The organism is Nonomuraea sp. NPDC049152, from assembly GCF_040648355.1.
Taxonomy (GTDB): Bacteria; Actinomycetota; Actinomycetes; order Streptosporangiales; family Streptosporangiaceae; genus Nonomuraea.
In genome coordinates this window covers 1-22,934 of record NZ_JBEZDO010000045.1, presented here as the reverse complement: position 1 = coordinate 22,934, position 22,934 = coordinate 1, and the positions used below count along the sequence as shown (strand labels likewise).

At 69.1% G+C, this 22,934-nt stretch carries 19 protein-coding genes and 1 pseudogene; 7 read left to right on the top strand and 13 right to left on the bottom strand.

Going from position 1 to position 22,934, the window contains the following annotated elements; genetic code table 11:
• Positions 1–27: 27 nt before the first annotated feature.
• From AB0B45_RS46780 to AB0B45_RS46770, 3 genes are all read right to left on the bottom strand, one after another.
• Positions 28–1,371, bottom strand: a complete 1,344-nt coding sequence (locus tag AB0B45_RS46780) for a serine hydrolase domain-containing protein (protein ID WP_358144702.1) — start codon at positions 1,369–1,371, stop codon at positions 28–30.
• Between the two features lie 260 nt (positions 1,372–1,631).
• Positions 1,632–2,075 (bottom strand): hypothetical protein, encoded by a 444-nt coding sequence (locus AB0B45_RS46775; protein ID WP_358144701.1) that lies wholly within the window; start codon positions 2,073–2,075, stop codon positions 1,632–1,634.
• Positions 2,072–2,299 carry a hypothetical protein gene (locus AB0B45_RS46770; protein ID WP_358144699.1) on the bottom strand — a complete coding sequence of 76 codons (228 nt, stop codon included), beginning with the start codon at positions 2,297–2,299 and terminating at the stop codon, positions 2,072–2,074. The genes AB0B45_RS46775 and AB0B45_RS46770 overlap by 4 nt, the downstream gene beginning before the upstream one ends.
• A gap of 358 nt (positions 2,300–2,657) precedes the next feature.
• Here AB0B45_RS46770 and AB0B45_RS46765 point away from each other — a divergent pair, with 358 nt between their 5' ends.
• Entirely contained in the window at positions 2,658–3,428 is a 771-nt protein-coding gene (locus tag AB0B45_RS46765; protein ID WP_358144698.1) for a class I SAM-dependent methyltransferase, read from the top strand.
• A gap of 186 nt (positions 3,429–3,614) precedes the next feature.
• On the opposite strand, the gene AB0B45_RS46760 is transcribed toward AB0B45_RS46765, so the two are convergent.
• From AB0B45_RS46760 to AB0B45_RS46750, 3 genes are all read right to left on the bottom strand, one after another.
• Positions 3,615–4,844 (bottom strand): DUF6596 domain-containing protein, encoded by a 1,230-nt coding sequence (locus AB0B45_RS46760; protein WP_358144696.1) that lies wholly within the window; start codon positions 4,842–4,844, stop codon positions 3,615–3,617.
• Entirely contained in the window at positions 4,841–5,164 is a 324-nt protein-coding gene (locus AB0B45_RS46755) for a YciI family protein (RefSeq protein WP_358144694.1), read from the bottom strand. Before AB0B45_RS46755 ends, AB0B45_RS46760 begins: the two co-directional genes overlap by 4 nt.
• A 275-nt stretch (positions 5,165–5,439) precedes the next feature.
• Positions 5,440–6,276 (bottom strand): aminoglycoside phosphotransferase family protein, encoded by an 837-nt coding sequence (locus AB0B45_RS46750; RefSeq protein ID WP_358144692.1) that lies wholly within the window; start codon positions 6,274–6,276, stop codon positions 5,440–5,442.
• 910 nt (positions 6,277–7,186) lie between these two features.
• Here AB0B45_RS46750 and AB0B45_RS46745 point away from each other — a divergent pair.
• Together AB0B45_RS46745 and AB0B45_RS46740 are read left to right on the top strand one after the other, a co-directional pair.
• Positions 7,187–8,521 carry a hypothetical protein gene (locus AB0B45_RS46745; RefSeq protein ID WP_358144691.1) on the top strand — a complete coding sequence of 445 codons (1,335 nt, stop codon included), beginning with the start codon at positions 7,187–7,189 and terminating at the stop codon, positions 8,519–8,521.
• 114 nt (positions 8,522–8,635) lie between these two features.
• Positions 8,636–9,016: a GNAT family N-acetyltransferase gene (locus AB0B45_RS46740; RefSeq protein WP_358144794.1), complete on the top strand. Its 381-nt coding sequence runs from the start codon at positions 8,636–8,638 to the stop codon at positions 9,014–9,016.
• Between the two features lie 60 nt (positions 9,017–9,076).
• Here AB0B45_RS46740 and AB0B45_RS46735 read toward each other — a convergent pair whose 3' ends face one another.
• Positions 9,077–9,502 (bottom strand): hypothetical protein, encoded by a 426-nt coding sequence (locus AB0B45_RS46735; RefSeq protein WP_358144690.1) that lies wholly within the window; start codon positions 9,500–9,502, stop codon positions 9,077–9,079.
• Between the two features lie 177 nt (positions 9,503–9,679).
• Between AB0B45_RS46735 and AB0B45_RS46730 the strand changes: the two genes are divergently transcribed.
• Positions 9,680–13,354, top strand: coding sequence for a hypothetical protein (locus AB0B45_RS46730; RefSeq protein ID WP_358144688.1), 3,675 nt, complete (start codon positions 9,680–9,682; stop codon positions 13,352–13,354).
• 15 nt (positions 13,355–13,369) lie between these two features.
• Here the strand turns inward: AB0B45_RS46730 and AB0B45_RS46725 are convergent, their stop codons facing one another.
• The 3 genes from AB0B45_RS46725 to AB0B45_RS46715 form a co-directional block, all read right to left on the bottom strand.
• Complete coding sequence (locus AB0B45_RS46725; RefSeq protein WP_358144685.1) at positions 13,370–14,203, bottom strand: citryl-CoA lyase; 834 nt, start codon at positions 14,201–14,203, stop codon at positions 13,370–13,372.
• Positions 14,204–14,288: 85 nt separating this feature from the next.
• Positions 14,289–14,690, bottom strand: a complete 402-nt coding sequence (locus AB0B45_RS46720) for an SDR family oxidoreductase (protein ID WP_358144792.1) — start codon at positions 14,688–14,690, stop codon at positions 14,289–14,291.
• Between the two features lie 28 nt (positions 14,691–14,718).
• The gene (locus tag AB0B45_RS46715; RefSeq protein WP_358144684.1) at positions 14,719–16,266 is read right to left on the bottom strand and encodes a serine hydrolase domain-containing protein; all 1,548 of its coding nucleotides are present in this window, start codon (positions 16,264–16,266) and stop codon (positions 14,719–14,721) included.
• A 478-nt stretch (positions 16,267–16,744) separates the two neighbouring features.
• On the opposite strand from AB0B45_RS46715, the gene AB0B45_RS46710 reads away from it, so the two are divergent.
• Positions 16,745–19,636, top strand: a complete 2,892-nt coding sequence (locus tag AB0B45_RS46710) for a DUF11 domain-containing protein (RefSeq protein ID WP_358144683.1) — start codon at positions 16,745–16,747, stop codon at positions 19,634–19,636.
• A 71-nt stretch (positions 19,637–19,707) separates the two neighbouring features.
• On the opposite strand, the pseudogene AB0B45_RS46705 reads toward AB0B45_RS46710, so the two are convergent.
• Positions 19,708–20,307 (bottom strand): annotated as a pseudogene (locus AB0B45_RS46705) (hypothetical protein); the annotation flags it as partial.
• Between the two features lie 307 nt (positions 20,308–20,614).
• The gene (locus AB0B45_RS46700; protein WP_358144682.1) at positions 20,615–21,151 is read right to left on the bottom strand and encodes a MarR family transcriptional regulator; all 537 of its coding nucleotides are present in this window, start codon (positions 21,149–21,151) and stop codon (positions 20,615–20,617) included.
• A gap of 129 nt (positions 21,152–21,280) precedes the next feature.
• Here AB0B45_RS46700 and AB0B45_RS46695 point away from each other — a divergent pair, with 129 nt between their 5' ends.
• The gene (locus tag AB0B45_RS46695) at positions 21,281–22,156 is read left to right on the top strand and encodes an NAD-dependent epimerase/dehydratase family protein (RefSeq protein ID WP_358144681.1); all 876 of its coding nucleotides are present in this window, start codon (positions 21,281–21,283) and stop codon (positions 22,154–22,156) included.
• Here AB0B45_RS46695 and AB0B45_RS46690 read toward each other — a convergent pair.
• A complete protein-coding gene (locus AB0B45_RS46690) occupies positions 22,147–22,299 on the bottom strand; it encodes a hypothetical protein (RefSeq protein ID WP_358144679.1) in 153 nt (50 codons plus the stop codon). The two genes, AB0B45_RS46695 and AB0B45_RS46690, sit on opposite strands and share 10 nt — an antisense overlap.
• Here AB0B45_RS46690 and AB0B45_RS46685 point away from each other — a divergent pair.
• Positions 22,270–22,824 carry an SgcJ/EcaC family oxidoreductase gene (locus AB0B45_RS46685; protein WP_358144790.1) on the top strand — a complete coding sequence of 185 codons (555 nt, stop codon included), beginning with the start codon at positions 22,270–22,272 and terminating at the stop codon, positions 22,822–22,824. The genes AB0B45_RS46690 and AB0B45_RS46685 overlap by 30 nt on opposite strands.
• Positions 22,825–22,934 lie beyond the last annotated feature (110 nt).

Here is a 22,934-nt window from a genome sequence, read left to right as displayed (position 1 = left end):
GGCCGCTCCGGGGTCGTTCCTCGCCCGCTACAGCCTCTGTGCCGCCCGCCCGCCCAGGTGCAGGAACGCGATCCGGCCGCTGTCGTCACGCAGGAAGCGCCCGGCCGGCCGGGCGGGATCGGCGACGATGACCACCGTGTCGCGCTCGCTGGCCAGGAAGGCCAGCTCCAGCTCCGGCAGCGCCGGGATCCCTGCGGCGACCAGCTCCTCGTCGAGCTCCATCCTGACCCGCAGCCTCGCCCCCTCCGCTCTCACCTGGAAGGTCCACTGCCCTGCGTAGTAGCCGCCGTCGTACTCCCGGGCGGGAGGGTCCTGGCTGAGCGCGAGGACCGCCTCCTCCTGCGCCGCGCCGAGCAGGTGCTCCAGGCACCAGCCGAGCACCAGCTCGCCGAGCCGCTTGCCCGCTCCCGCGTTGGCGAGCACGGTGACCGCGAAGCCGTGCTCGGGAGCGAGCACGAAGGCCGACACCTGGATGTTGCCGATGCTGCCGCCGTGGGTGACCAGGCGCAGCCCGGCCCGTTCGTCGATCAGCCATGGCAGGCCGATCGCCTTCCACGGGACGCCGCAGGCCACCCGGTCGCGCTGCATCAGCGCGCGGGTCTCCCGGGTGAGCGGGGCCTGGCCCGCGCCGGCTCCCTCGAGGTGGAAGGCGGCGTAGCGGAGCTGGTCGGTCACCGACGACAGCAGCCCGCCTTCGGGCATGGCCTCGCGGTACAGGCCCCAGGTGTGCGCCACGCGCGGGCCGCTCTCGTCGGCGACGTGGCCGACGGCGTGCGGCCTGGTCGCGGCCTCCCAGGGGAAGAAGAAGCTGGAGGTCATGCCCAGCGGTTCGAGGACCACGCGCCGGACCACCTCCTCGTAGGCCAGGCCGGAGACCACCTCGGCGATCCTGCCCAGCAGCCGGAAACCCGCGTTGCTGTAGGAGGCGATGCTGCCAGGCGCGAACAGCTGAGGCAGCTCGGCGTATGCCGCGATGGCGTCGGCCAGCGCCGAGGGGCCCCAGCTCAGGCCGTCGTCGATGTCGCCGAGGAATCCGCCGGTGTGAGTGAGCAGGTGCTCGATGGTGACCGCGTCCGCCGCCGCCTCGTCGGCCAGCCGGAAGTCGGGCAGGTACTCGCGCACCCGCCCGTCCAGCCGGAGCTCGCCCCGCTCGACCAGATGCATGATCACGGTGGCGGTCACCGTCTTGGTGGTCGAGCCGATCTGGAACAGGGTGTCGGCGGTGACGGGCGCGGGCGCGTCGACGCTGTTCACCCCGGTCGTGAGGACGTGCCGGTCCCCGCAGTGGATCACGCCCACGGCCGCGCCGGGAACGCCGAGCGCCCCGCCCTCGTGGTCGAGCAGCTTCTGCAGGTCGGTGAGATCAGCCATGAACCCCATCGTGCGGGCTCGGGGCTCAGGGGGCTTTGGGCCGCCGCACCAAAAGCGCGACCGGGTTCGTCGCCACCGACCAGCGGCGGGGAGGCCCGCGTCATCCGGATCGGCCCTGCGGATCGGCCGGGTGATCGGGCTGAGTAGAGGCTACTCATTCCCGGTGGGCCCCGTGTTTGCCACAGCGTGCGGGTGACCACTATCGATGAGGCCGCGCGGGCGGCGAGCGGGGGCCGTCGCCCTGCCCAACGGGCAAGGGGTCAGGGCAGGATCTCGGTGCGCACGTCGATGCCCTCATACAGCGAGGGCGTTGCTGTCAGCAGCCGCCATCCACGACTTTGGGAAAGGTGGATGGCGTGCGCGGCCACCAGTACGGTGAGCACACGCTCGCGCTCGGTCAAGTCCGTCGACAAGCGGCGGGCGTTGCGGTCCAGCGTCTCGGTGAACGGCGTAGTGACGGCCAGATGCACAGAGTCGAACGGGGCGATCAGGATGATCGACAGGTTCAGCAGGGCACTGCCCTTGCCTGCGTGGTAGGCGGCCAGATACTGGGCCGCCAGGACAGGGACGAGAAGAGTGACGCCGTACACCGCCGCCTGGCGGACCACTTCACGGCCGTACATCGACTCGCCGGCTGCCAGGTGGGTGAGCGCGGAGAGATCGAGGACATGTCCGCTCAGACCGGGGGCGTCATCTGAGCTCACGCGGTTTCGATCTCCCTGCCGTGCAGGTGGGAGGCCCGCTCACGGTCGCTGTCGGAGATGCCGGCGTCCCAGCCTTCTCCCCAGAGCTCGGCGAGAATGGCCATGTCCCGCTCGAGGCGGCTCTGGTTCCGCAGAGCCTCGGCTACGTAAGCCGAGGCGTTGCCCGTGGCCTTCGCGCGAGCTGCGAGATCGTCCGGGAGTGACACCGTGATCCGTTGAGTCATACTTCAGGGTAGCTCAGCGAGCCGATCGTCATACTGCTGATGATGCTGGAACTCTCATCGGGGCGATGTCCTGTGACTTAGCGCTTCAGTTGGCGAATTAGCACTTCAGTTGGCGGATGTGCGCTTGAGTTGGCGGGCTTTGCGCGCCCGGTGATACCAGATCGCCTCATCGCAGACCTCGAACACACCGGCAGATAACGGCATGTAGTTAGCTCAGCACGTCAAGGAATCAGACTCTCGCGACTTCAGCGCAACGTGAGTAGACCGTTACTAGGTAAGGTGGCGATTTCCGCCGATTGAAGCCCTCAGCCACGGCAAACGGACCGTACGTCTGTGCTGCCGAGACCGGTGGGCCAAAATGGCCCGCATGCCTAGTACGCCCGAAAACCATGTTGAGACCGCACATCCGTCCCGATTCAACGACTATGACCGTCTCGCCGAGGGGTACTCAGCCGAGAACGAGGCCAGCCTCCTGAACGCGTACTACGAGCGGCCCGCGATGCTGGAGCTCGCCGGGGACGTGACCGGCCGGCGGATCCTCGACGCCGGCTGCGGCTCAGGACCCCTGTTCTCCGAACTGCGCGATCGAGGCGCCATCGTCACCGGCATCGACGCGAGTGCCGGGATGCTGGAGATGGCCCGACAGCGGCTGGGCGCCGACGCGGACCTGCGGGTCGCCGACCTGACCAGCCCACTGCCCTTCCCCGACGACGCGTTCGACGACGTCATCGCGTCCCTGGTGCTGCACTACCTGGAAGACTGGGGACCGACCCTGGCCGAGCTGCGACGCGTACTGAGACCTGGCGGCCGACTCCTCGTCTCGGTCGACCATCCTTTCGTCACCACCCTCATGCGTCACATGGCCGGGGACAAGATCAACTATTTCGAGACCCGTAACCGGACCGAAGAATGGACCATGGGTGGACAGACCGCCCAGATGAGCTTCTGGGAGCGGCCGCTGCACGCGATGACCGACGCCTTCACCACGGCTGGCTTTCGCATCAGCGTCATCAGCGAACCGCCGTTTGTGCCGGAAGCCCGCGATTTGTTCCCCGAAAAGTTCCGCGAGCTCGAGCTCACCCGCACGAGGTTCCTGAGCTTCCTGTTCTTCGTTCTAGAAGCCGACTAACGGCACCTCGTAACGATCAGTTGTGGTGACTTAGCGTTTCAGCGGGCGATTCCCGCCAACTGAAGCGCTCAGTCACATGTCCTGTGGTTTAGCGCTTGAGTTGGCCAGTGTGCCTGCGAAACGGGTGTCGCGACTGTGACTCCCCGTTTTAGTTGGCGGTCCCAGCCTTGGTTGGCGGCTGGGGCACTACCCCAGCTGGTCGCGGCGGCGTGTCAGGTAAGCGGTCTCGGCGGTGTTGCCTGCAAGCTCGATGGCTTTGTCGTACGCCGCGCGCGACTTCTGACTGCGGCCCAGCCGACGCAGCAGGTCGGCGCGCGTCGCGTAGTAGGCGTGATAGCCCGCCAACGCGTCCTCGAGACGGTCGACGGCCGCCAGTGCCACCTCCGGGCCGTCGAGCTCGGCGACCGCGATGGCCCGGTTGAGGGCGACGATCGGCGAGGGGTCGAGGCGGACGAGCTGGTCGTAGAGGGCGACGACCTGCGACCAGTCGGTGTCGCGTACGTCGCGGGCGGAGGTGTGCACGGCGTTGATCGCTGCGAGGATCTGGTAGCGACCCGGAGCCACACCGGCGGCCAGGCGCTCGCGTACCAGCCGATGGCCCTCGGCGATCAGCGCCGCGTCCCAGGCCCCACGGTCCTGCTCGTCGAGGGCGGCCAGTTCGCCGCTCGGCGAAATCCGGGCGGTACGGCGGGCCTCGGTGAGAAGCATCAGCGCCAGCAACCCGGCCACCTCACCGTCGGTCGGCATGAGGGCACGAATCAGGCGCGTGAGCCGGATCGCCTCGGCGGTCAGGTCGTGACGTACGGGATCGGTGTCGGGGCCGGTGGCCAGGTAGCCCTCGTTGAAGACAAGGAAGAGGACGGCGAGTACACCGGAGACGCGTCCCGGGAGATCCTCCGCGGACGGCACCCGATAGGGGATGCGAGCCGCCTTGATCTTGGCCTTCGCGCGGGTGATCCGCTGCCCCATGGCGCTCTCCTGCACCAGGAAGGCACGGGCGATCTCGGCCATGGTCAGACCGCCGACCATGCGCAGCGTCAGCGCCACGCGGACCTCCATCGCGAGCGCCGGGTGACAGCAGGTGAAGATCAGCCGGAGCCGCTCGTCATCGATCGGGCCAAGAGGCTCGGGCGGGTCGTCGTACGACATCTGAGCCTCCTTCTGCTTGTCGTCGCGCTTGTTCTCGCGCCGGATCCGATCGATGGCCTTGCGGTTGGCGGTCGTGGTCAGCCAGGCGCCGGGATTGGGAGGTACGCCGTCGGCCGGCCACCGCTGGACGGCGGTCGCGAACGCCTCGGCCGCCGCCTCCTCGGCGATGTCGAGGTCACCGAAACGCCTGGTCAAGGCGGCGACCACCCGCGCCCACTCCTCGTGGTGGGCCTGGGTGATCGCCTCCCGGACGTCGATCACGCTCACAGGAACGGCCGCACCTCGACCTTCCGATTGCAGGCCCTCGACCCCTCAGCGGCGAGCTTGAGCGCCACGTCGAGGTCCGCGGCCTCGATGATCCAGAAGCCGGCGAGGAACTCCTTCGACTCCACGAAGGGCCCGTCGGTGAACAGCGCCTCCCCACCCCGGTTGTCGATCACAGTGGCCGTGCTGGGTGCCCCGAGACCGCCGGCGAAGACCCAGTGGCCTTCGGCTACGAGCCGGTCGTTGAACACGTCGATCGCAGCCATCTCGTCCGGGGTGGCCAAGCCGGCCTTGTCAAAGATCACGGAAACCATGTACTGCATCTCGGATCATCTCCTGTGGTTCGGGGCACCCCTCGCGGGCGACCACTCACCCCTACTACGAACACCTCTGTCCTGATCCGACGCCGCCTCCCGGATTTCTTTCGAGGAACTTTCGGCGGGTCGCGACCGAAGATCGTGTACGTTTCCGCCAAGTAAGCCTCGGAGCAGCCGCCAACCATCGCTTGGAACCAACGTTGAACTCCAAGGTCGGATGCTTCACAGTCGCCAACTAAACCTGGTAGTCACACGCCGGGTGTGACTACCAGCGGTAACTGTCACCGGCCGGTGAGCCTGGCGGTGATGGCCGGGCCTTCGTCGTGGATCCAGGCCTCGGCCCGGGGCAACCGATCCTTCACCCCTTCGTCCCACATGCGGTTGAACGCCGGATCCGTCTGGGCCGCGGCGCGCATGTTGACGTGAAAGCGGCCGATCATGCGCGTCGCCGCGGGAACCAGTGCGTGGCGCTGATCGGCGGTCATGCCGTAGGCATCGGCGAACACGGCGACGCGGTGAGGGATGTCGAGGTCGATGAAGGCGGGCGCCCTGTCCTTGGGGTGCAGAAGCGGCGCCCAGTAGTAGAGCGCGTTGGCGATGTCGTCGACCCTTGTGGTCGGCTTGGCCAAATCGAAGTCGATGAGCGCCGCAGGCAGACCGTCACGGAAGACAACGTTGCCGGGGCAGTAGTCGCGGTGGCCAACCAGCAGCGGCTCGCCGTCAGGAGTCGAAGCCGTGCTCTGTGCCCCGGGGATTCCTCCCCAAACGGCGTCTGCGGGCTGCACCCAAGCCTGAGCGGCGTCATGCAGTCGCCGGACGAGCCGCGCCAGTTCGATCAGGACCTCCTCCCCCGCCGTTTCTGGTGGAAGCGGCTCGCGGGGAACGTCACCGGGAACGAACGACAACATCTCGCGTCCCTGGCTGTCGAGACCGAGGGGGACTGGAGCCGCGGAAAAACCGGCGGCGTGCAGGTGCGCCAGGTATGCCTGGACCGTCATGGTGAAGGGCCGGACCGGGCGGCGAACGGTGTCCCCCACCCGCACGATCCCCTGGGTGACGCCGTCACCGATCAGCGACTCTTCATCATGCTGGTCGACGTCACGTTTCGGGTCGGCCATGAGGACACTCCGTTCACAGGTTCCGACGCTGTCGGCATTCGGCTGTTGGTCTTGCCCTGACGAGCACGGGTCACGTTAGCGAGGAGTCGAACTTGATCCATTGGCGTCGATTCGGTCACGCGCCCGCCTCCAGGATCGTGATGACCTCGTCAGCCACGCGGCCGGCAGGTCTCCGCGTGGCAGCACGAACTGGCGGGCGGCGGCCTCGTACAGGACGTGGGTGTCGGTCTCCCGTACCGTCGTGAGCTGTATCCACGGCCGAACTCGCGGCCGACGGGGGCGCCATCGTCCTGCCGGCCGTTCGACGGGAACGGCGGTGGATCACGCGGGCCGGTGCGCATGACGTCGTCGTCCACGGCCGTACGCTGTGTGAACTCCAAGCCAGCGCGCGCCAGGCGCTGGCGCTGCGGTTCGGCACCTCAACGGCCCCGCCCGTGCAGGTGAGCCCACAGTCGGCCGAACTCGACACGCTCGCTGAGGCGCGCCTACGCTACGACACGGCCTTGCGCCACGCGGTGCAGAGCCTGCGCGCAGACGGATCCTCCTGGTCCGACATCGCGCAGGCCTGCCACGTACTCCGGCTGGGCGGAGATCACCATCGCCACCCTCGATACCAACCTGGGCTGGAGCCTGTACGCCGCGGCCGTCAACGCCAGATCGGAAGCGATCGGCCTTCGAGGAGGCTGAGTGCAGAAATAGCGATGATCATGGAATTCCACTGCTGTGAGTGCAGAGGATGGGGTACGAGGTTCTTCTCCGGCTGCAAGCAGGAGTGGGCGCACGTCGCAGAGAAGAAGTATGCGCCGCTGTAAGTCGTGGAGCTTGGTCCGATGGAAATGAGGTCGTGGTGTCGTCGCAGCCCCCCAGCGAGCCGTCCCGGAGAGGCTGCCGAGGGAGAGCTCTTTCCCTCGTGCTCGCCGCGTTACTGGTGGTCACCGTGGGGGTGGCGGGATACGGGGTGAAACGCGAACACGACCAGGCCAAGGCGCACGAGCGGGTCGCGTTGGCCCGCAGGCTCGCGCTGGCCGCCGCGGAATTGCGCGAGGACGACGGTGCTCGCGCGCGGAATCTCGGGCTGGCCGCGGTCAAAATCCACTCGGACGAGCAGACGCGGGCGGCGTTGATCGACACGCTGGTCGAGTGGCGCCGCACCGACGTGTACACCCTGAATCCGCACGCCGTCCTGGACGTGGCCCTCACGGGCGACGGGAAGACGGCGCTGTTCTCCGACGAGGACGGCGTGTACGCCTTGAATGTCGAAGACTGGCTCGACGACAAGAAATCATCACGGCCGGTGGAATTGAAGGAGGAGCGTGAGGGTGACGTGCGGGCGTTGGCGCTGTCGTTCGACGGGCGTACCGCGCTGACCGGCGACGCCGACGGCACCACCAGCGTGTGGGACCTGACCGATGCGGACCGTCCGGCCCGCCTGGCCACGCTGCCCGCACCGGGGAAGGGCGAATACCAGGGCGTCGAGGCGCTGGCCTTGTCCCGCGACGGCCGTATCGCGGTCATCGGGGACTTCGCCGGCGCGATGACCTTGTGGGACCTGACTGACCTTTCTCATCCCCGGCGGCTGTCGTCGACGCAGGCGCATGCTTCGGACATCCGGGATGTGGCACTGAGCGCGGACGGCCGGAGCGCCGTCACCAGCGAATCCGAACGTGTGACGGTCTGGGACCTGGCCGATCCCGCGCATCCGGTCAAGAAGGCCGAGCCGGCCCTTCCCGAGGACTTCGCGGAGGCGACGGCGATGAGCGCGGACGGGCGGACCATCGTCGTGGCGAACGCGGGCCGGGCCGATGTCTGGAGACTGGATGATCGCGCACGCCCGGTCCACACGGCCGCGCTGGACGTGCCTCCGATCGACATGTACGACGTGGCCGTGACGCCGGACGGGAAAACGGCCTTGATGGCGGGGGCCGGCGGGACTGGATTTCTCTGGGATCTCTCCGATCCTCATCGGCCGGTCCAGCCGGCCAGGTTGCGGGGACATTCGCAGGACGTCGGTTCCGTGGCGCTCAACGCCGACGGCCGTATCGCTTTGATGGCGAGCCCTGACCGGGGGCTTTCGCTGTGGGATCTGCATGACCTGGCGGCGATCGCCGCCGACCCGGCGGGGTTCGTCTGCTCCACGTCCCAGTGGCAGCTCAGCAGGGCGGACTGGGTCCGGTATGCGGGGGGAGCGGATCGGCCTGACTCCGGCGGCGACCAGGACAGCGTCCAGCTCTGCGCCATCCGCTGAGCGGCCGGGGGCGAAGCCGCACCCACCCACCAGGGCAAACACCCCTCGTCATCGAACTGAAACGAAGATCAGGTTCCTAGCGCCAATTCCTGCCCCCAGCCTCCTCGAAGGCCGATCACGCAGGCGATCGCCCAGCCCAGCCGCCCGAGGCTGCCCTCCGACGCCCAGACCTCCTTCTACGAGTTCTCGATCGTCGCCGCTGATGAACATGCGCTCGGCCACGTCCGATACGAGGTATGCGAGCCGTGCGGCGTCGGTCTCCTCCTTAAGATCAGCTTCTCGCCCGACTGGCAGTTCTGCGGACTCGGGACCCTCGCCCTACGCCGGCTGGAGGCCCGTCACCCAGAGCTGACCTGGTTCACCACCGGCCAGTACGCACACGCCAGGGGCTTCTACCAGCGATACCGGCAATGCAGCGCCAGCCCATGGACACCGGTCACGGCGGCCGCCGGCGAGAGGGAACCGGCCGCCGGACCCGACCGCAGGGAGGCGTGAGTGAGCCCGGGGCAGGTCCGCCCGCCCCGGGCTGTCCCTCGCGATTGTTACTTGTAGTTTCTACGTGTAGTTCTGGACCCGCACGTAGGCGGCGCAGTTGACGGCCGACACGCGGACGTCATAGAAGCGCGACGGGTTGAGCCCGGTGATGTCGGTGGATCTCCGGTACGGGAACGCCCACCGGCCGCCGAAGTAGCGCTCCGACCCGGTGGTCCGGTCGGTGTACCAGAAGTGCAGGTAGCACGCCGCCGCGGTCGCCGAGTTGTACTTCACGTGGAGCCAGCCCTCGGGGTTGTGCGGCTCGATGCTGCCGGACCGCGATCCGGCCTGGTTGACGACGCAGTCGAGGACGACGTAGCTGGGGGCGCACCAGCGCCACCCCCAGGGTTCGGCACTGGCCGGCGCCGGGCCGGCGGCGAACAGCGCCGTGGCGGCTAAGAGCGACGTCGCGAGCACGACCAGGGCTCGCTTGATGCGGTTGTGCATTTCTCTCCCCGTGCTGTCGGCCTGCTTCGTGAGCAGGTTGTGGCTGCTGGACAAGGCCAGTGAAAGCGGCTTGCGAGGTGTGCGACCACGGGCCGGGGAATCTCCGCACAAGCTCGCACAGGATTCATGAGTCCGTCACACTTGGGGCGATGTTGCGCCAGCTCCACGGAGGGTGGCATGACCGATGGTTCAGATCAGGACGTCGCCCGGCCCGACCCTGACCGGGTCGTCACTCGTGAGGATCTGGCCCGCGAGCTGACGCTGCTGCGCAACACGGCCCGGAAGACGATCAGGGAGCTGGGCAAGGCCGTCGACATGCCGTACGGCACGCTCGGCGGGTGGTTCCGCGGGGCGAACGTGCCGCTCGCCTCGCAAACCGATCAGTACGAGAAGGTCCTCATCACGTGCGGCGTCACGGAACCGGAAGCGCGCGAGCGGTGGGTGCTGGCGCTGCTGCGGGTACGGCGAGTCCCAGGCCCACGGCCGAACGATCAGGTGCCGCCCTACCGGGGGCTGGAGTGTTTCCGACCGGAGGACGCCGACTGGTTCTTCGGACGGCAGGAGCTGACCCGGCGGCTGGTCGACCAGATGTCGCCGGGGCTGACCATGGTGGTGGGGCCGTCGGGGTCGGGCAAGTCGTCGCTGTTACGCGCCGGGCTGATTCCCGCGTTGCCGTCCTGGGTGCTGCTGACCCCCGGCGAACGCCCGTTCCCTGAGCCGGCGGACGGGGTGGTGATCGTCGACCAGTTCGAGGAGATCTTCACCGCCGACATGCAGGACGGCGACCGGCTGCGGTTCGTCGGCGAGCTGGCGGACCTGGCGGGCACGACTCCGGTCGTGGTCGGCATGCGGGCGGACTTCTACCCGCACGCGTTGCGCTACCCGGCGTTGGCGAGCGCCTTGCAGTCCCGCCAGCTCGTGGTCGGCCCGATGACGGAAAGCCAGCTGCGGCAGGCCATCGAGGGGCCGGCCCGCCGCGCCCGCGTCGACATCGACTCCGGCCTGGTCGAACTGCTCCTGCGTGAGATCACCCCGCACGAGGCGGGCGCGCTCCCGCTGCTGTCCCACACGCTCCTGGCCACCTGGGAGAACTGCCGTGGCCGCAGGATGACCGTGGAACACTACCGGGCCAGCGGCGGTCTCCAGGCAGCGGTGGCCACCACCGCCGAGTCCGTCTACGCCGAGCTCACGGCCGACCAGCAGGAGCTCGCCAGGCAGCTGTTCCTGCGGCTGACCCACCTCGGCACCGACACCGCCGACACCCGGCGCAAAGTGAGGCGCGACGAGCTGGCCGACGAGGTCGAGCCGGTGCTCGACCACTTCGTGGAGCGCCGGCTGCTGACCGTGGACGCGGACACCGTGCAGATCAGCCATGAGGCCCTGCTGTCCGCCTGGCCACGGCTGCGGTCATGGATCGACGCGGACCGGGCTGGGCTGCGCGTGTTCCGGCAGCTCACCAGAGCCGCCCGATTATGGGAGTCCAGCGAACGCGACTCCGGCGTGCTCTACCGGGGCGGGCAGTTGGAGGCGGCGCGGGAATGGGCCGGCGATCCGGCGCACCGCGCCCAGCTGAACCCGCTGGAGCAGCGGTTTCTCGACGTGAGCGTCCAGCAGCACCGCCGGAGGAACCGCCACCTCTACCAGTTGCTGGCGGCGCTGGCCGTGCTTGCCGTACTCGCCGGCGGCCTGGCCGCCTACTCCCAGTGGAAACGTGTCGAAGCCGACCAGGCGCGGGACGTGGCGATCTCCAGGACCATGACGATGACGGCGGCACGGCTGCGGGGCACCGATCCCGTGCTCGCCGCCCAGCTGGCGGTGGCCGCCCATCGCATCGCGCCGACACTCGAGGCGCGGTCCGGACTCGTGGAGGTCGCCGGCGCGCCCGCGGTCACCCGGCTGGTCCGTCCGGGCCGGGCGCTCCAGGCGGTGACCGTCTCCCCGTCGGGACGGCTGCTGGCCGCCGCGGGCGCGGCCGTCACCGACAGCACCGTGCTGCTGTGGGACCTGACCGACCCGCGCCGCCCCACACGGGTCGGCGCCCCGCTCACCGGCCACGCCGGCCCCATCTACGCGGTTGCGTTCAGCCCGGACGGCCGCGTCCTGGCCACCGGCGGCAAGGACCGCACCGTCCGCCTCTGGAACGTCGCCGACCCCGCGCACCCGCGGCCGCTGGGCGGCCCGGTGAGCGGCCCGGCCGACACCGTCTACGCGCTCGACTTCAGCCCCGGCGGGCAGGCCCTGGCCATCGGCAGCCGCGACGGCACGATCCGGCTCCTGGACCTGCGGACATCCACGCTCGGGCCCCCGCTCACCGGCCCCGAAGGCGCCGTCCGCGCTCTCGCGTTCCGGCCCGACGGGCGGGTGCTGGCCGCGGGCAACGGCACCGGCACGGCCGGCGCGCTACAGCTGTGGGACACCAGCGACCCCACTGCCGTCAGGCGCGCCGGGCCGCCGCTGGCACTGCCGAGCCGGGTGAACGCCATCGCCTACCACGACAAACTGGTCGCCGTCGGCAGCAACGACGGTTCCGTGCGGCTGTGGGACACGACCCGCGCCGACCGGCCGCAGCCGTTCGGGCAACCGCTGGTCGCCGAGGTCAGCGTGTGGATCAACGTGGTCTCCTTCAGCGCGGACGGCCGGCTGCTCGGAGTCGGGAGCGCGGACAACACCGCCCGGGTGTGGGACGTGGCCTCCGGGCGGGTCGTCAGCGCCCTGCCGCACCCCGAGCCGGTGACCGCCGTGCTGTTCAGGAACGGCGACCGCCTCGTCATCACCAACGGGGCCGACGGCGTGACCAGGGTGTGGGACCTGCCGGGTCCGATGATCGAAGCCACCGAGCACCCGATCGACAACGTGGCCTTCCGCGCGGGCTCCACCCTGCTGGCCGCCGCCGCGGGTGACATCAGGCTCTGGGACGTGGCCGGACGCCGGCCCGTGCCGGTGAGCCCGCCGCTGACCGCGCCTCCGCCGTACGACAGGATGGGCAGTACGGTCGCCGTCAGCCCGGACGGGCGCACGCTGGCAGGCAGCACCCGCCTCGGCAACGCCGTGCTCGTGTGGGACATCACCGACCCGCGGCGGCCGGTTCGCCGCGCATCCCTGCTCGGGCCGACCGCGCTCATCCAGAGTGTCGCGTTCAGCCCGGACGGCAGGCTGCTGGTGGCCGGCAGCGACGACGGCACGGTGCACCTGTGGGACGCGCGCACGTTGCGGGCGCTCGGCACGCTCAGCCCGGACTCCGGGCAGGTCTTCGCCGTGGCGTTCAGCCCGGACGGGCGCAGGCTGGCCACGGCGACGCAGGGTGGCGTGGTGGCCCTGTGGGACGTGCGCGACCCGGCCCGACCGGTACGCGGCGCGACGCTCATGACAGGGATGGGAGACGACGTCCGGTCGGTGACCTTCAGCCACGGTGGCACGATGCTCGCGGCGGGCAACGCCTCGGGAACCATCAGGCTGTGGCAGGTGACCGGCCCGGCCCAGCCCGTTCTCGTGAGCGCGCCGCTGACCGGGCCCGACGGCAGGATCTTCGCCGTGGCCTTCGACCCGCGCGACAAAGTCCTGGCGGTGGGGACCGGGGCGGGCCAGCTGTGGCTCTGGGACATCACGGACCCGGCGCGCCCGCGTGGCCACATCGCCGTCAACAGCCCAGGGGAGAGTTACACGGACCTGGCCTTCAGCGCGGACGGGAGCACGCTGGTCAGCGCCGGAGGCGATGTGCGGTTGTGGGAGGTGGATCCGGCGCGGATCGCGGCAAGGGTCTGCCGGGAGTCGGGGGACGCGATCACCGAGGCGGAATGGCGGAAGCATGTGGCTGACGTCCCGTTCCAGCCACCCTGCCCGAACCCCAGCTGAGACGAACGGCCCGCACTACCCGCGGTCATCGAGTTCGACGCGGGGAGCATGGTGCCCACCACGTTCGGCAGGAGCAACGCCGGCACCGTGCGCGGCGCCTTCGCCGTGGCCGACCGGTACCTCAACCTGTTCTTCCGGATCCAGGTAGTCCGCGGACTGTTCGATGTCGCGGTAGATGTCCGGGCCGATCGGGCGGCGCTGCTCCTCGGCCAGGTGGCCGAGCAGGCCCGCCGTACAGGCGAGCAGGGCGAAGCCGCGCATGACCTCGACGGGGAAGCCCAGGTCGGCGAGGGCAGCGCCGCATGCTCCCGCGCCGTTGATCGACTCGTCGGGACGGCATGCGGCGACCTCCTCGAGGAAGCGCATGTGCTTGCCGTACAGGCCTTCTTCGCGGGCGATCTGGTAGATCACCGGCGTTCGCGGGTCGCCGTTCGTGTGCACCGGATGGCCGAGCCCGGGGATGTGCCTGCGGGCGGCCACGGCCTCAGGGGCGTCCAGGCCCTCCGCGAGGGCGTGGGAGAGGAACCGCGCGCAGTCTTCGGCCGCGCCATGGAAGCGCGAGGCGCCGCCGAGCAGCCCCGCCGAGAGCGCGCCCTGGTAGAACTCGGGGGCGCTGGTCAGGGTGAGCCTGGCCGTGATGGCCGCGGGCGTGAAGCCGTGGTCGGCGAGCGCCATCAGCACCGCCTCGAACAGCCGCAGCTCGCCGGGCGTCGGCCGGCGCATGGCCACCAGCCAGAAGACCAGCTCGCCGAATCCGACCCGGCCCATCAGCTCCCCGGGCAGGTCGTGGCCCAGCAGTGTGATCGTGTTCTCGTCCGAGCTTCCGATGGACGTGCGGTAGCGGCTCATCCGGGCTCGTGCTCCTCTCCGGCAGGCGGCAGGTGCATGGCGACGCCGGGGGTGCCGTCACCCTCCACGGTAACCAGGTCGCCGGTCAGGTGAACAGCTGGCCGGAGTTCACGTCGATGGTGGCGCCGGTGACGGCCCTGGCCTGGTCGGAGGCGAGGAAGATGATCGCGCGCGAGACCTCCTCCTCGGTGGCGATGCGGCGCAGGGCCATGGCCCGCACGTCGCGGTCGCGGATCTCCTCGAACGGCACGCCCTCGGCCGCCGCCCTGGTGCGCATCCATTCGTCGAGCACCTCGCTGGCGATCCAGCCGGGCGCCACGCAGTTGACCCGTATGCCGGAGGGGCCGAGCTCGTCGGCGAGGCAGTGGGAGAGCAGGTGCGCGCCGGCCTTGCCGACGGCGAAGTCGGACCGGCCGGCGTAGCCCTTCCTGGACGACATGGAGGTGACGTTGACGATCGAGCCTGAGCCTTGGGCGGCGGCATTCACCAGCACCGTGGCGTCAGTTCGTACGCGCTTAGGTCGTGAGGTTGAGCCCGGGCGGCACACCGACCGGGCGGGCGCCGTCGGGCTGGCGGACGAACCGCAGCCGGTACGTGCCGGGGACACTGACCAGGAGGTCGTCGCCGTCCGGGCGGAGGGTGGCCATGCCGGCGGAGAAGCAGCCGTCGGGGGCCGGCTCGATCAGCGCCACCAGGCTCAGCCCGAGCTCCAGGACACCTTCGTCGGTGATCGTGGCCAGGGTTCCGACCTCGGGGCTGAGGTAGACGGCCGCGGGCAGCCTGGCGCCTTCGACCGGCGCCGCACAGGGCAGGAAGGCGCGGGCCCGTCCCGGGGCGTAGATCGACCCCGCCATGATCTCGCCATCGATCACGTGCAGCCGGTTGTCCTCACCGTGCCAGGTCCCGTCACTCGTAAGCGCGAACGTGCCTGAGAGGTGGCCGCCGCCGGTCAGCGTGATCCTGCCGTCGTCCGCCTGCTCGACCTGGAACGTCGTCTCGGTGCCCGAGTCGCACCAGAACCCGCTCAGCGCCTCGGCCGCCGCCTGGTCTGCGATGAGGGCGGGCTCGGCCTCGTCGGGCAGCCCGGCGGCCAGGCGCAGCGCCTGGTAGCCGACCCTGCCGGGGTCGATCGAGGTGTTGTTGGTCAGCACCGCGATGCCGATGCCCTGCTCGGGCAGGAGGAGCAGCTGAGAGTGGTAGCCAGGTGCGCCGCCCGCATGGCCGAACGCGGGCTGCCCGCTGACCGTCGTGTGGTAGATGCCGAGGGCATACGGAGCATCCGTGTCGTCCCGTTCGAGCAGCGCGTCGCGTATGTCAGCGCCGAGGACCCGGCCGTCGTGGAGGAAGCCGAACCATGGCCCCAGGTCGGCGACGCTGGTCACGATCATGCCATCGCCGACGGCGCACTCCTCGGTGTCCGCGCGGCGCGCCCCTTGCTCCGAGACGCCGTAGCCGTAGGCGTACCTCGCCAGCGGCTCCTGGCTGTCGTCACGGAAGTGGGTGTCGGTCATGCCCAGCGGGGCGAACATGCGCTCGGTCGTGAACGCGCGCAACGACTGCCCGGTGATCCGTTCGATGGCGGATGTCACGAGGATGTAGCCGGTGTTGGAGTAGGAGAAGTCGGTGCCCGGCTCGAAGTTGACCTCGGCCAGCCCGGCGACGAAGGCCAGCGCCTGGGCTTGCGTTATCCGGGTCAGCGACCGGCCGGCCAGCATGGACAGGGACAGCCACTCTCGCAGGCCACCGGTGTGACGCAGGCACTGGGCGACGGTCACCGGCACGGACAGCTCGAGCTCCGGCAGGTGCTTGCGAATGTCGTCGTCCAGCGAGAGCCGCCCGTCGCGGCACAGCAGCAGGGCTGCCGTGGCCGTGAACTGCTTGCTCATCGACGCGATGTCGAACCGCGTCCCGCTGTCGATCGGCACCTCGAACTCCACGCTTGCCATTCCGGCAGCGGCGTGGCGGATCAGCCTTCCGTCGGAGTAGACCCCGATCGCGAGCCCGGGACCCCCCGGCCGCACCGACGAGTGCACCAGGTCAGACAACCTCTCTGCGACATCCATGCCCGACATGGTCGCAGGGGGTGAAGCGCCCAAGTTTGTCGGAACACGCAAAGTAGATGGCCTGGACATTGGCCTGCGCGACCAAGTGGGGGGACAGCCGGAGTACGCCCGAAACACACCGCGCCACCACATCCCCGCAGGTCATCGTCATCATGTCCGGCCAGGCTGGTCTGAGCATGTACCGGATAACGGGATCCACGGCGAGCCGCGTTCAGAGCACCATCCCGTCCGGGAGGGTCACCGAAGGCGACGCCGAGCCGGAACGGGCCCGAGACCCGCGCCTCGGCGGCGGTGGGCAGGGCGGTGGCGGCGAGCAACGTGCGATATCTGTCATGCCCAGAATTCTGGGCGGCCGAGTCGGAAGCTCTCTCAACGATCGATCAGAGGTCGCTGAGGGAGAGGTGAGTAGGGGTGTACTCATGACTGCGCGTGATCCTCCGGATACGTTCGCCGTGCTTTCCGTTTCCGAGGGGGGAACATGCGTCTGTTACTGCGCGCGCTCGTCGCGTCGTTCCTGGTGCTGGCGTATCTCGGCACTGCTCCCGCCCAGGCCGCGACGGTGGAGGTCACCGTCCACCTCTACCGGGTCGTCGAGCTCTCGTGCGATGAGGGTGTGGGCGAGGCCTGCGGCAACGACTACTATCCGAAGTTCAAGATCGGCAATGAGGAGTTGTGGGACGGCAAGGACGCCTACTGCTGCGCCCACGGGTCCGACTTCCGTACCAACTGGGTGCACAAGGTCGCCGTCGACACCTCGCAGAATTCCGTCCCCATCCATCTCGAGCTGTGGGACCAGGACGACCTGAGCCAGGACGACGTCATCCACTGGGCCAAGACGGGCGACTACCTGGACCTGTCGTTCAACCTGGACACCTGCGTCTTCACCGGCGGCAACCTGACCGAGCAGCAGGGTGCGGGCATGCCGACGCTGGCGGGGGAGAGTGAGACCTCCGGGGAGGACTCCGCACGCGGCTACTTCACCATCACCACGCCGCACTGCCTCAACGTGGCCAGGGAGGCCGACAGTGACGGCGACGGCCTCATGAACACGTGGGAGACGCCGGGCCAGGGGCTCAACGTCAACGGGGGCGCGGTCGAGCTGCCTCTGGGCGATCCGCCGTACGGCGCCGTGCCGTACCGGAAGGACCTGTTCGTCGAGGTGGACGCGATGAACGGGCGGGCGCCGCAGAACGGCGCGCTCGACGACGTCATCGCGGCCTTCGCCAAGGCGCCCGTCGACCCCTACCCCAATCCCGACCCCAACGCGCCGCCCGAACAGAAGACCCTGTACCGCGGCGTCAACCTGCACGCGGCCGTCGACGAGAGCAATCTGCCGCTGGTGTCCAAGCTTCTCTTCGAGACGGACGGATCCAACGACCAGGACGACTTCAACGATCTCAAGTCGGGCAAGAAGAGCGCTCCCTGTGACGGCCACTTCGGTACCGTGGCCGATCGCAACAGCCCCGACTGCGCGGACATCCTGGCGGCCAAGCGCGAGGCATTCCGCTACGCGATCTTCGGCGACACGGTCGAGTACGACTCCACGACCAACGACGACAACGAGTCGTCGGGCATCGCCGAATGGTCGGGCACCGCCCCGCGGGGCGGCAACGACCTCCTGGTGACGCTCCAATCGTTCGGCGGCACGTCGATGAGCGCCATCCAGGGCCGCAGGAATGCTGAGGCCGCCACGTTCATGCACGAGCTCGGGCACACGCTCGGCCTGGGACACGGCGGCGACGACATCACCAACTGCAAGCCCAATTATCTCAGCGTGATGAACTACACTCTCCAGTTCGCCAACAACGACACCGACAGGCCGCTGGACTACTCCAGCACGGCCCGGGGCACCGCCTTCGGCGTCCTCGACGAGGAGCACCTCAACGAGAAGAACGGGGTGGGCGGCACACCGAAACCCGGCCGGGACACCGTCTACGGCGTCGGCGGCAAGCTGCGGGTGCGTACGGCCAACAGCCTCCCGCTCGACTGGAACGAGAAGAACGGCCCGAACGAGACCGACATCGAGGCCGACATCAACTTCATCGAGTCCATCGACCCGGCCAACGAGTTCGGCTGCAGCGCCGCCAGCGCCGACCAGCAGCTGGACGGCTTCGACGACTGGGCCAACATCCAGTACAACCCCCGGCTCAACGGCACGTTCTTCCTCGACGGCGCCCGGCCGGGAATGCCTCGGGAGCTCACCGAGAGCACGGTCCTGGCCATGTCGCAGAAGGCCGACCTCAAGGTCACCAAGACGGCCGACCAGGAAGAGGCGGCGGGCGGCGACACCGTCGGCTACACCGTGGCCGTGACCAACCTCGGCCCCGAGACGGCCAAGAGCGTCCAGCTCACCGACACGCTGCCCGACGGCGTCAAGCAGGAACGCTCCCTGCCCGACCTGACCGCCGGCGCGGTCGACACGATCACGCCGAAGTTCACCTACCAGGTGCCGTGCGCGACGGCCGACGGCACGAAGCTCACCAACACCGTCACGGTGAAGGGCGTGGACGAGAAGGGCATCCCCGACCCGTACGTCAGCGACAACACTGCCGCGGCCACCACCACCGTGCACGCCCCGGTGCTGACGGCGAGCCTGACCGCGACACCCGCGGTCAATGCCGGTGAAGCGATCACCTACACGATCACCTACGCCAACACCGGCGGCGGCGCCGCCTCCGGTGTCACCGTCATCGCCACCCTTCCCGACGGCGTCTACTACAGCAAGGCCCTCGACCAGGGCAGCGGACCCAAGCCGACCACGGTGACGGGCGGCAAGCTCACCTGGGACGTGGGCGCCCTCGCGGCCACTTCGGGTGAACGGACGATCGTCTTCACCGCCCGGCCCACGCTGCTGGCGCTGCCCGGCACGACCTACACCGCCGAGGTCTCGGTTGCCTACAAGAACACCACCGGCGCCTGCACCTTCGACCCGGTCAACGGTTCGGCCACCACGACGGTGACGGCCGTGCCGCCCACCCGCGACCCGCGCTCCAAGGGGTTCTGGAAGACCCACGACGAGCTGTGGACCGCCGAGTTCCTGGCCCGCGTCCAGGCTACCGACCAGCGCTACGACACCGACGAGAGCGGCGCTCTGTCAGCGGCCGAGATCACCACGGCCTTCCGCGGCCACAACGAGCCGAAGAGCGTGCTTGCCGAGCACCTGCTGGGCACGTACTTCAACGTGGCCACCCGGCGCATCAACGCCGGCACGGCGATCACGGATCCGCTGCAGCTGGGCAACGTCCGCGGCGCCGCGCTGTACGCCCAGGAGACCCTGACCCTGCCGGTGGACTCCGGCACGGCCGCCCGCTACAGCGGGATCATCGCGATCCTGGACGACATCAACGCCAACAAGATCGAAGTCTACTGACCGTCCCGTGAGAGGGCCGGGTTCCGGCCCTCTCACGCGTTCAGGAACGGCGCCAGGAGTACGGCAGGCCGTTACGCGTCCGTCCGGTTGGCCTGTTCGTGGCGGAGGTGCCCCGGATGGCGATCGTGGGCGTCGCTCAGAAGCCGTAAGGCGCTCAGACCCTCCTCGACGCTGCTCGGCTCACGCCGGGACAGATCGATTCCGAGCTCTTCCGCGGCGCGGAAGACGTCCTCGTCGGTGTCGCGCATCTCGATCGACATGCCGTCGCTGGACAGCACCTCGACGTTGAGGCACAGCGACTGCATCTCCTTGATGAGCACCTTGAAGGACTCGGGAATGCCGGGCTCGGGGATGTTCTCGCCCTTGACGATCGCCTCGTAGACCTTCACCCGGCCGAGAACGTCGTCGGACTTGATGGTGAGCAGCTCCTGCAGGGCGTAAGCGGCGCCGTAGGCCTCCAGCGCCCACACCTCCATCTCGCCGAAACGCTGTCCACCGAACTGCGCCTTATCGCCGAGCGGCTGCTGGGTGATCATCGAGTACGGACCGGTCGACCGCGCGTGAATCTTGTCGTCGACCAGGTAAAGCAGCTTCAGGATGTGGATGTAGCCGAGCGCGATCGGATACTGGAACGGCTCACCGCTGCGGCCGTCGAACAGCCGGGCCTTGCCGCTGCGCTGCACCAGCCGAACGATCTGCGCGACGCGCGGACCGCCGCCGTGGTGGTCGAGGCCATCGACGCTCACTTGGCGGCGCAGGCACCACGTCACCAGTTCCAGAGCGCTGGTCTTTCCCCGGAGGTTCGCCGCCACCAGACCGGTAAGGCCTTCGGAGAACCGCAGTGGGGTGTCGAACGACCCTGGATAGACGGTTCCCGTACAACGCCGCCTCCACCCCCGCGCCACACGCGGGAACCCGGTCCCGCAAACAACGCCTAATCATGTGACCGAGGAGTCGGCGTGATGTCATGGCGCCGCTTCACAGCCGATGCCGAGAGGACGTGTCCGGCCCCGTGTCGCCGAGGGAGACGAGCAGGCGGCGCAGGAGCACGGGGATCTGGTCGCGGTCGGCGGAGCTCAGGCCCTCCAGGAGCCGCCGCTCGTTGGCGACGTGATGCTCGACGAGCCTGTCGACCAGGCTCAGCCCTTGATCGGTGAGGGAGATCAGGACGCGGCGCCGGTGGGCCGGATCGACGGCGCGGACGACCAGGCCCCTTTTCTCGAGCTGGTCGATGCGGTTGGTCAGGGCGGCCGAGCTGACCATCGCCGCCGCGCTGAGTTCGCCGGCGCTGAGGACGTGGGGCGGCCCGGAGCGCAGCAGGGTGGCCAGCACATCGAACTCCCAGGGCTCGATGCCGTGCACGGAGAAGTTGTCCCTGATGGCGCGTTCGAGGAGGCGGGAGACCCGGGACAAGCGACCGATGATCTCCATCGGTGAACAGTCCAGATCGGGCCGCGCAGTCCGCCACTGGCTGATGATCACGTCCACTCCGTCGTGGGGTTCGTCGGTCGTCATCGTGAGTCCTGTCCTGAGCTGTCCTGAGCGTGGGCTTGCACAGAGGCTAACACTTAGACATCGAAGGATTTGACTATTGTGAACGCCGTGGTTTAAGTTTTCGACATCGAAATTTTCGAGGAGACCTTGATGAAGATCTTGCTTGTCGGTGCCAGCGGTTACCTCGGCTCGGCGGTCGCGGACCACCTGGACGAGGCCGGACACCAGATCGTCGAACTGACCCGCGCCACCGACGACCGCCCGGAGAACGGACGTGAACAGCGTGTCGGCGACCTGACCGATCCGCGTTCGCTCACCCAGGCGGTGACCCCCGACATAGACGCCGTGATCAACATGGCGACGCCCACTGGAGACGCCGAGACTGACGCCGCTGCGATCGCCGCGCTGACGGATCCGCTGCGCGGCACCGGGCGGGCTTTCGTCTACACCAGCGGTGTCTGGGTGCTGGGAGCCACCGGGCCCGGCCCCGTTGACGAGAACACCCCTGCCAACCCCATCCCGATCGTGGGATACCGGCCGACGATCGAGCGTCAGGTGCTCGACACCGCCGAGAGCGGTGTGCGCGCCCTGGTGATCCGCCCGGGCATCGTGCACGGCCGGGGTGGCGGCATTCCCGCTCTCCTGGTCAGCCTGGCCCGCGAACACGCGGCGCCGAGGTTCGTCGGGGAAGAGGCGGTGCGCTGGCCCATGGTGCACGTCGACGACCTCGCCGACCTGTTCGTCGCCGCAGTGGAGCGGGCGCCCGCCGGGTCGCTCTGGCACGGTGTGACCGAGACCGCGGTCGCCGTCCACGACCTCGCTTCCGCGGCCGGACGCGCCGCCGGCGTCCAGGCGGAACCGCAGGGCTGGCCGCTCGACCAGGCGCGTGAGGCCCTCGGTGCCCTGTTCGCCGACGCCCTCGCCCTCGACCAGAGCGTCAGCGGCGACGCCGCACGCGACAAGCTCGGCTGGCGTCCCCAGCGCGACGGCGCGATCGCCGACCTCGGCGAAGGCTCCTACCGGTAGGACGACGGCACCACCCCCGGATCAGCACCACGACAGCGCTTGTCCATGAGGAGAAGGCAATGAGCATCCAGGTTTTCGGCACCGCCGACGCGTAGCAGGCCGAGGTCGACGCGATCGTCCAGCTCGTCACCGACGTCGAGCACGCCCAGCAGAACGAACTGCCCGCTGCGTTCATGAGCCTGTCCCGCACCCAGGACCCCGTCTGGACCACCGGCCACGGCAAACGCCTGTCGGGCTGGGGCAAGATCAACACGTTCACCTACAAGGTCCTGCCCAGCGCGATGAAGCACTCGACCGCCAGCTACGAGGTCGTCCGCATCCTGTTCGTCCGCCCGGACGTGGCGGCCGTCAACGTCCGCCAGCGGCCGGTCCAGCTCGACGGCACCATCGAGGACCAGCCCGAGGGCAGGCCCTTCTACATCCTGGCGAAGGACGACGGGGAGTGGAAGATCGCCGCCGCGCAGAGAAGAAGGCCAGACCCGCCGGGCATGGGCGGCGAGACAGGACGGTCCAAAGCCAGGGTCGAGGAACCCGCGCCCGGCGGCCACGGGCCGGGCGGTGCGGCCCTGGCGGCCCGGCCCGCACCGCCCTACGGCGCCTTCCAGCGGTTGACAGCAGATCAACCAGTCTATGTTAATCCATCATTATACCGACCGTTCTATCTATGAGGTGTCAGCATGTCGTTCCGTACCACCACCGAGGTCATCGACCGTTTCAACCGCGCCTTCATCGACCACGACCCCGACCTGCTCACCGACCTGATCGGCGAGGACTGTGT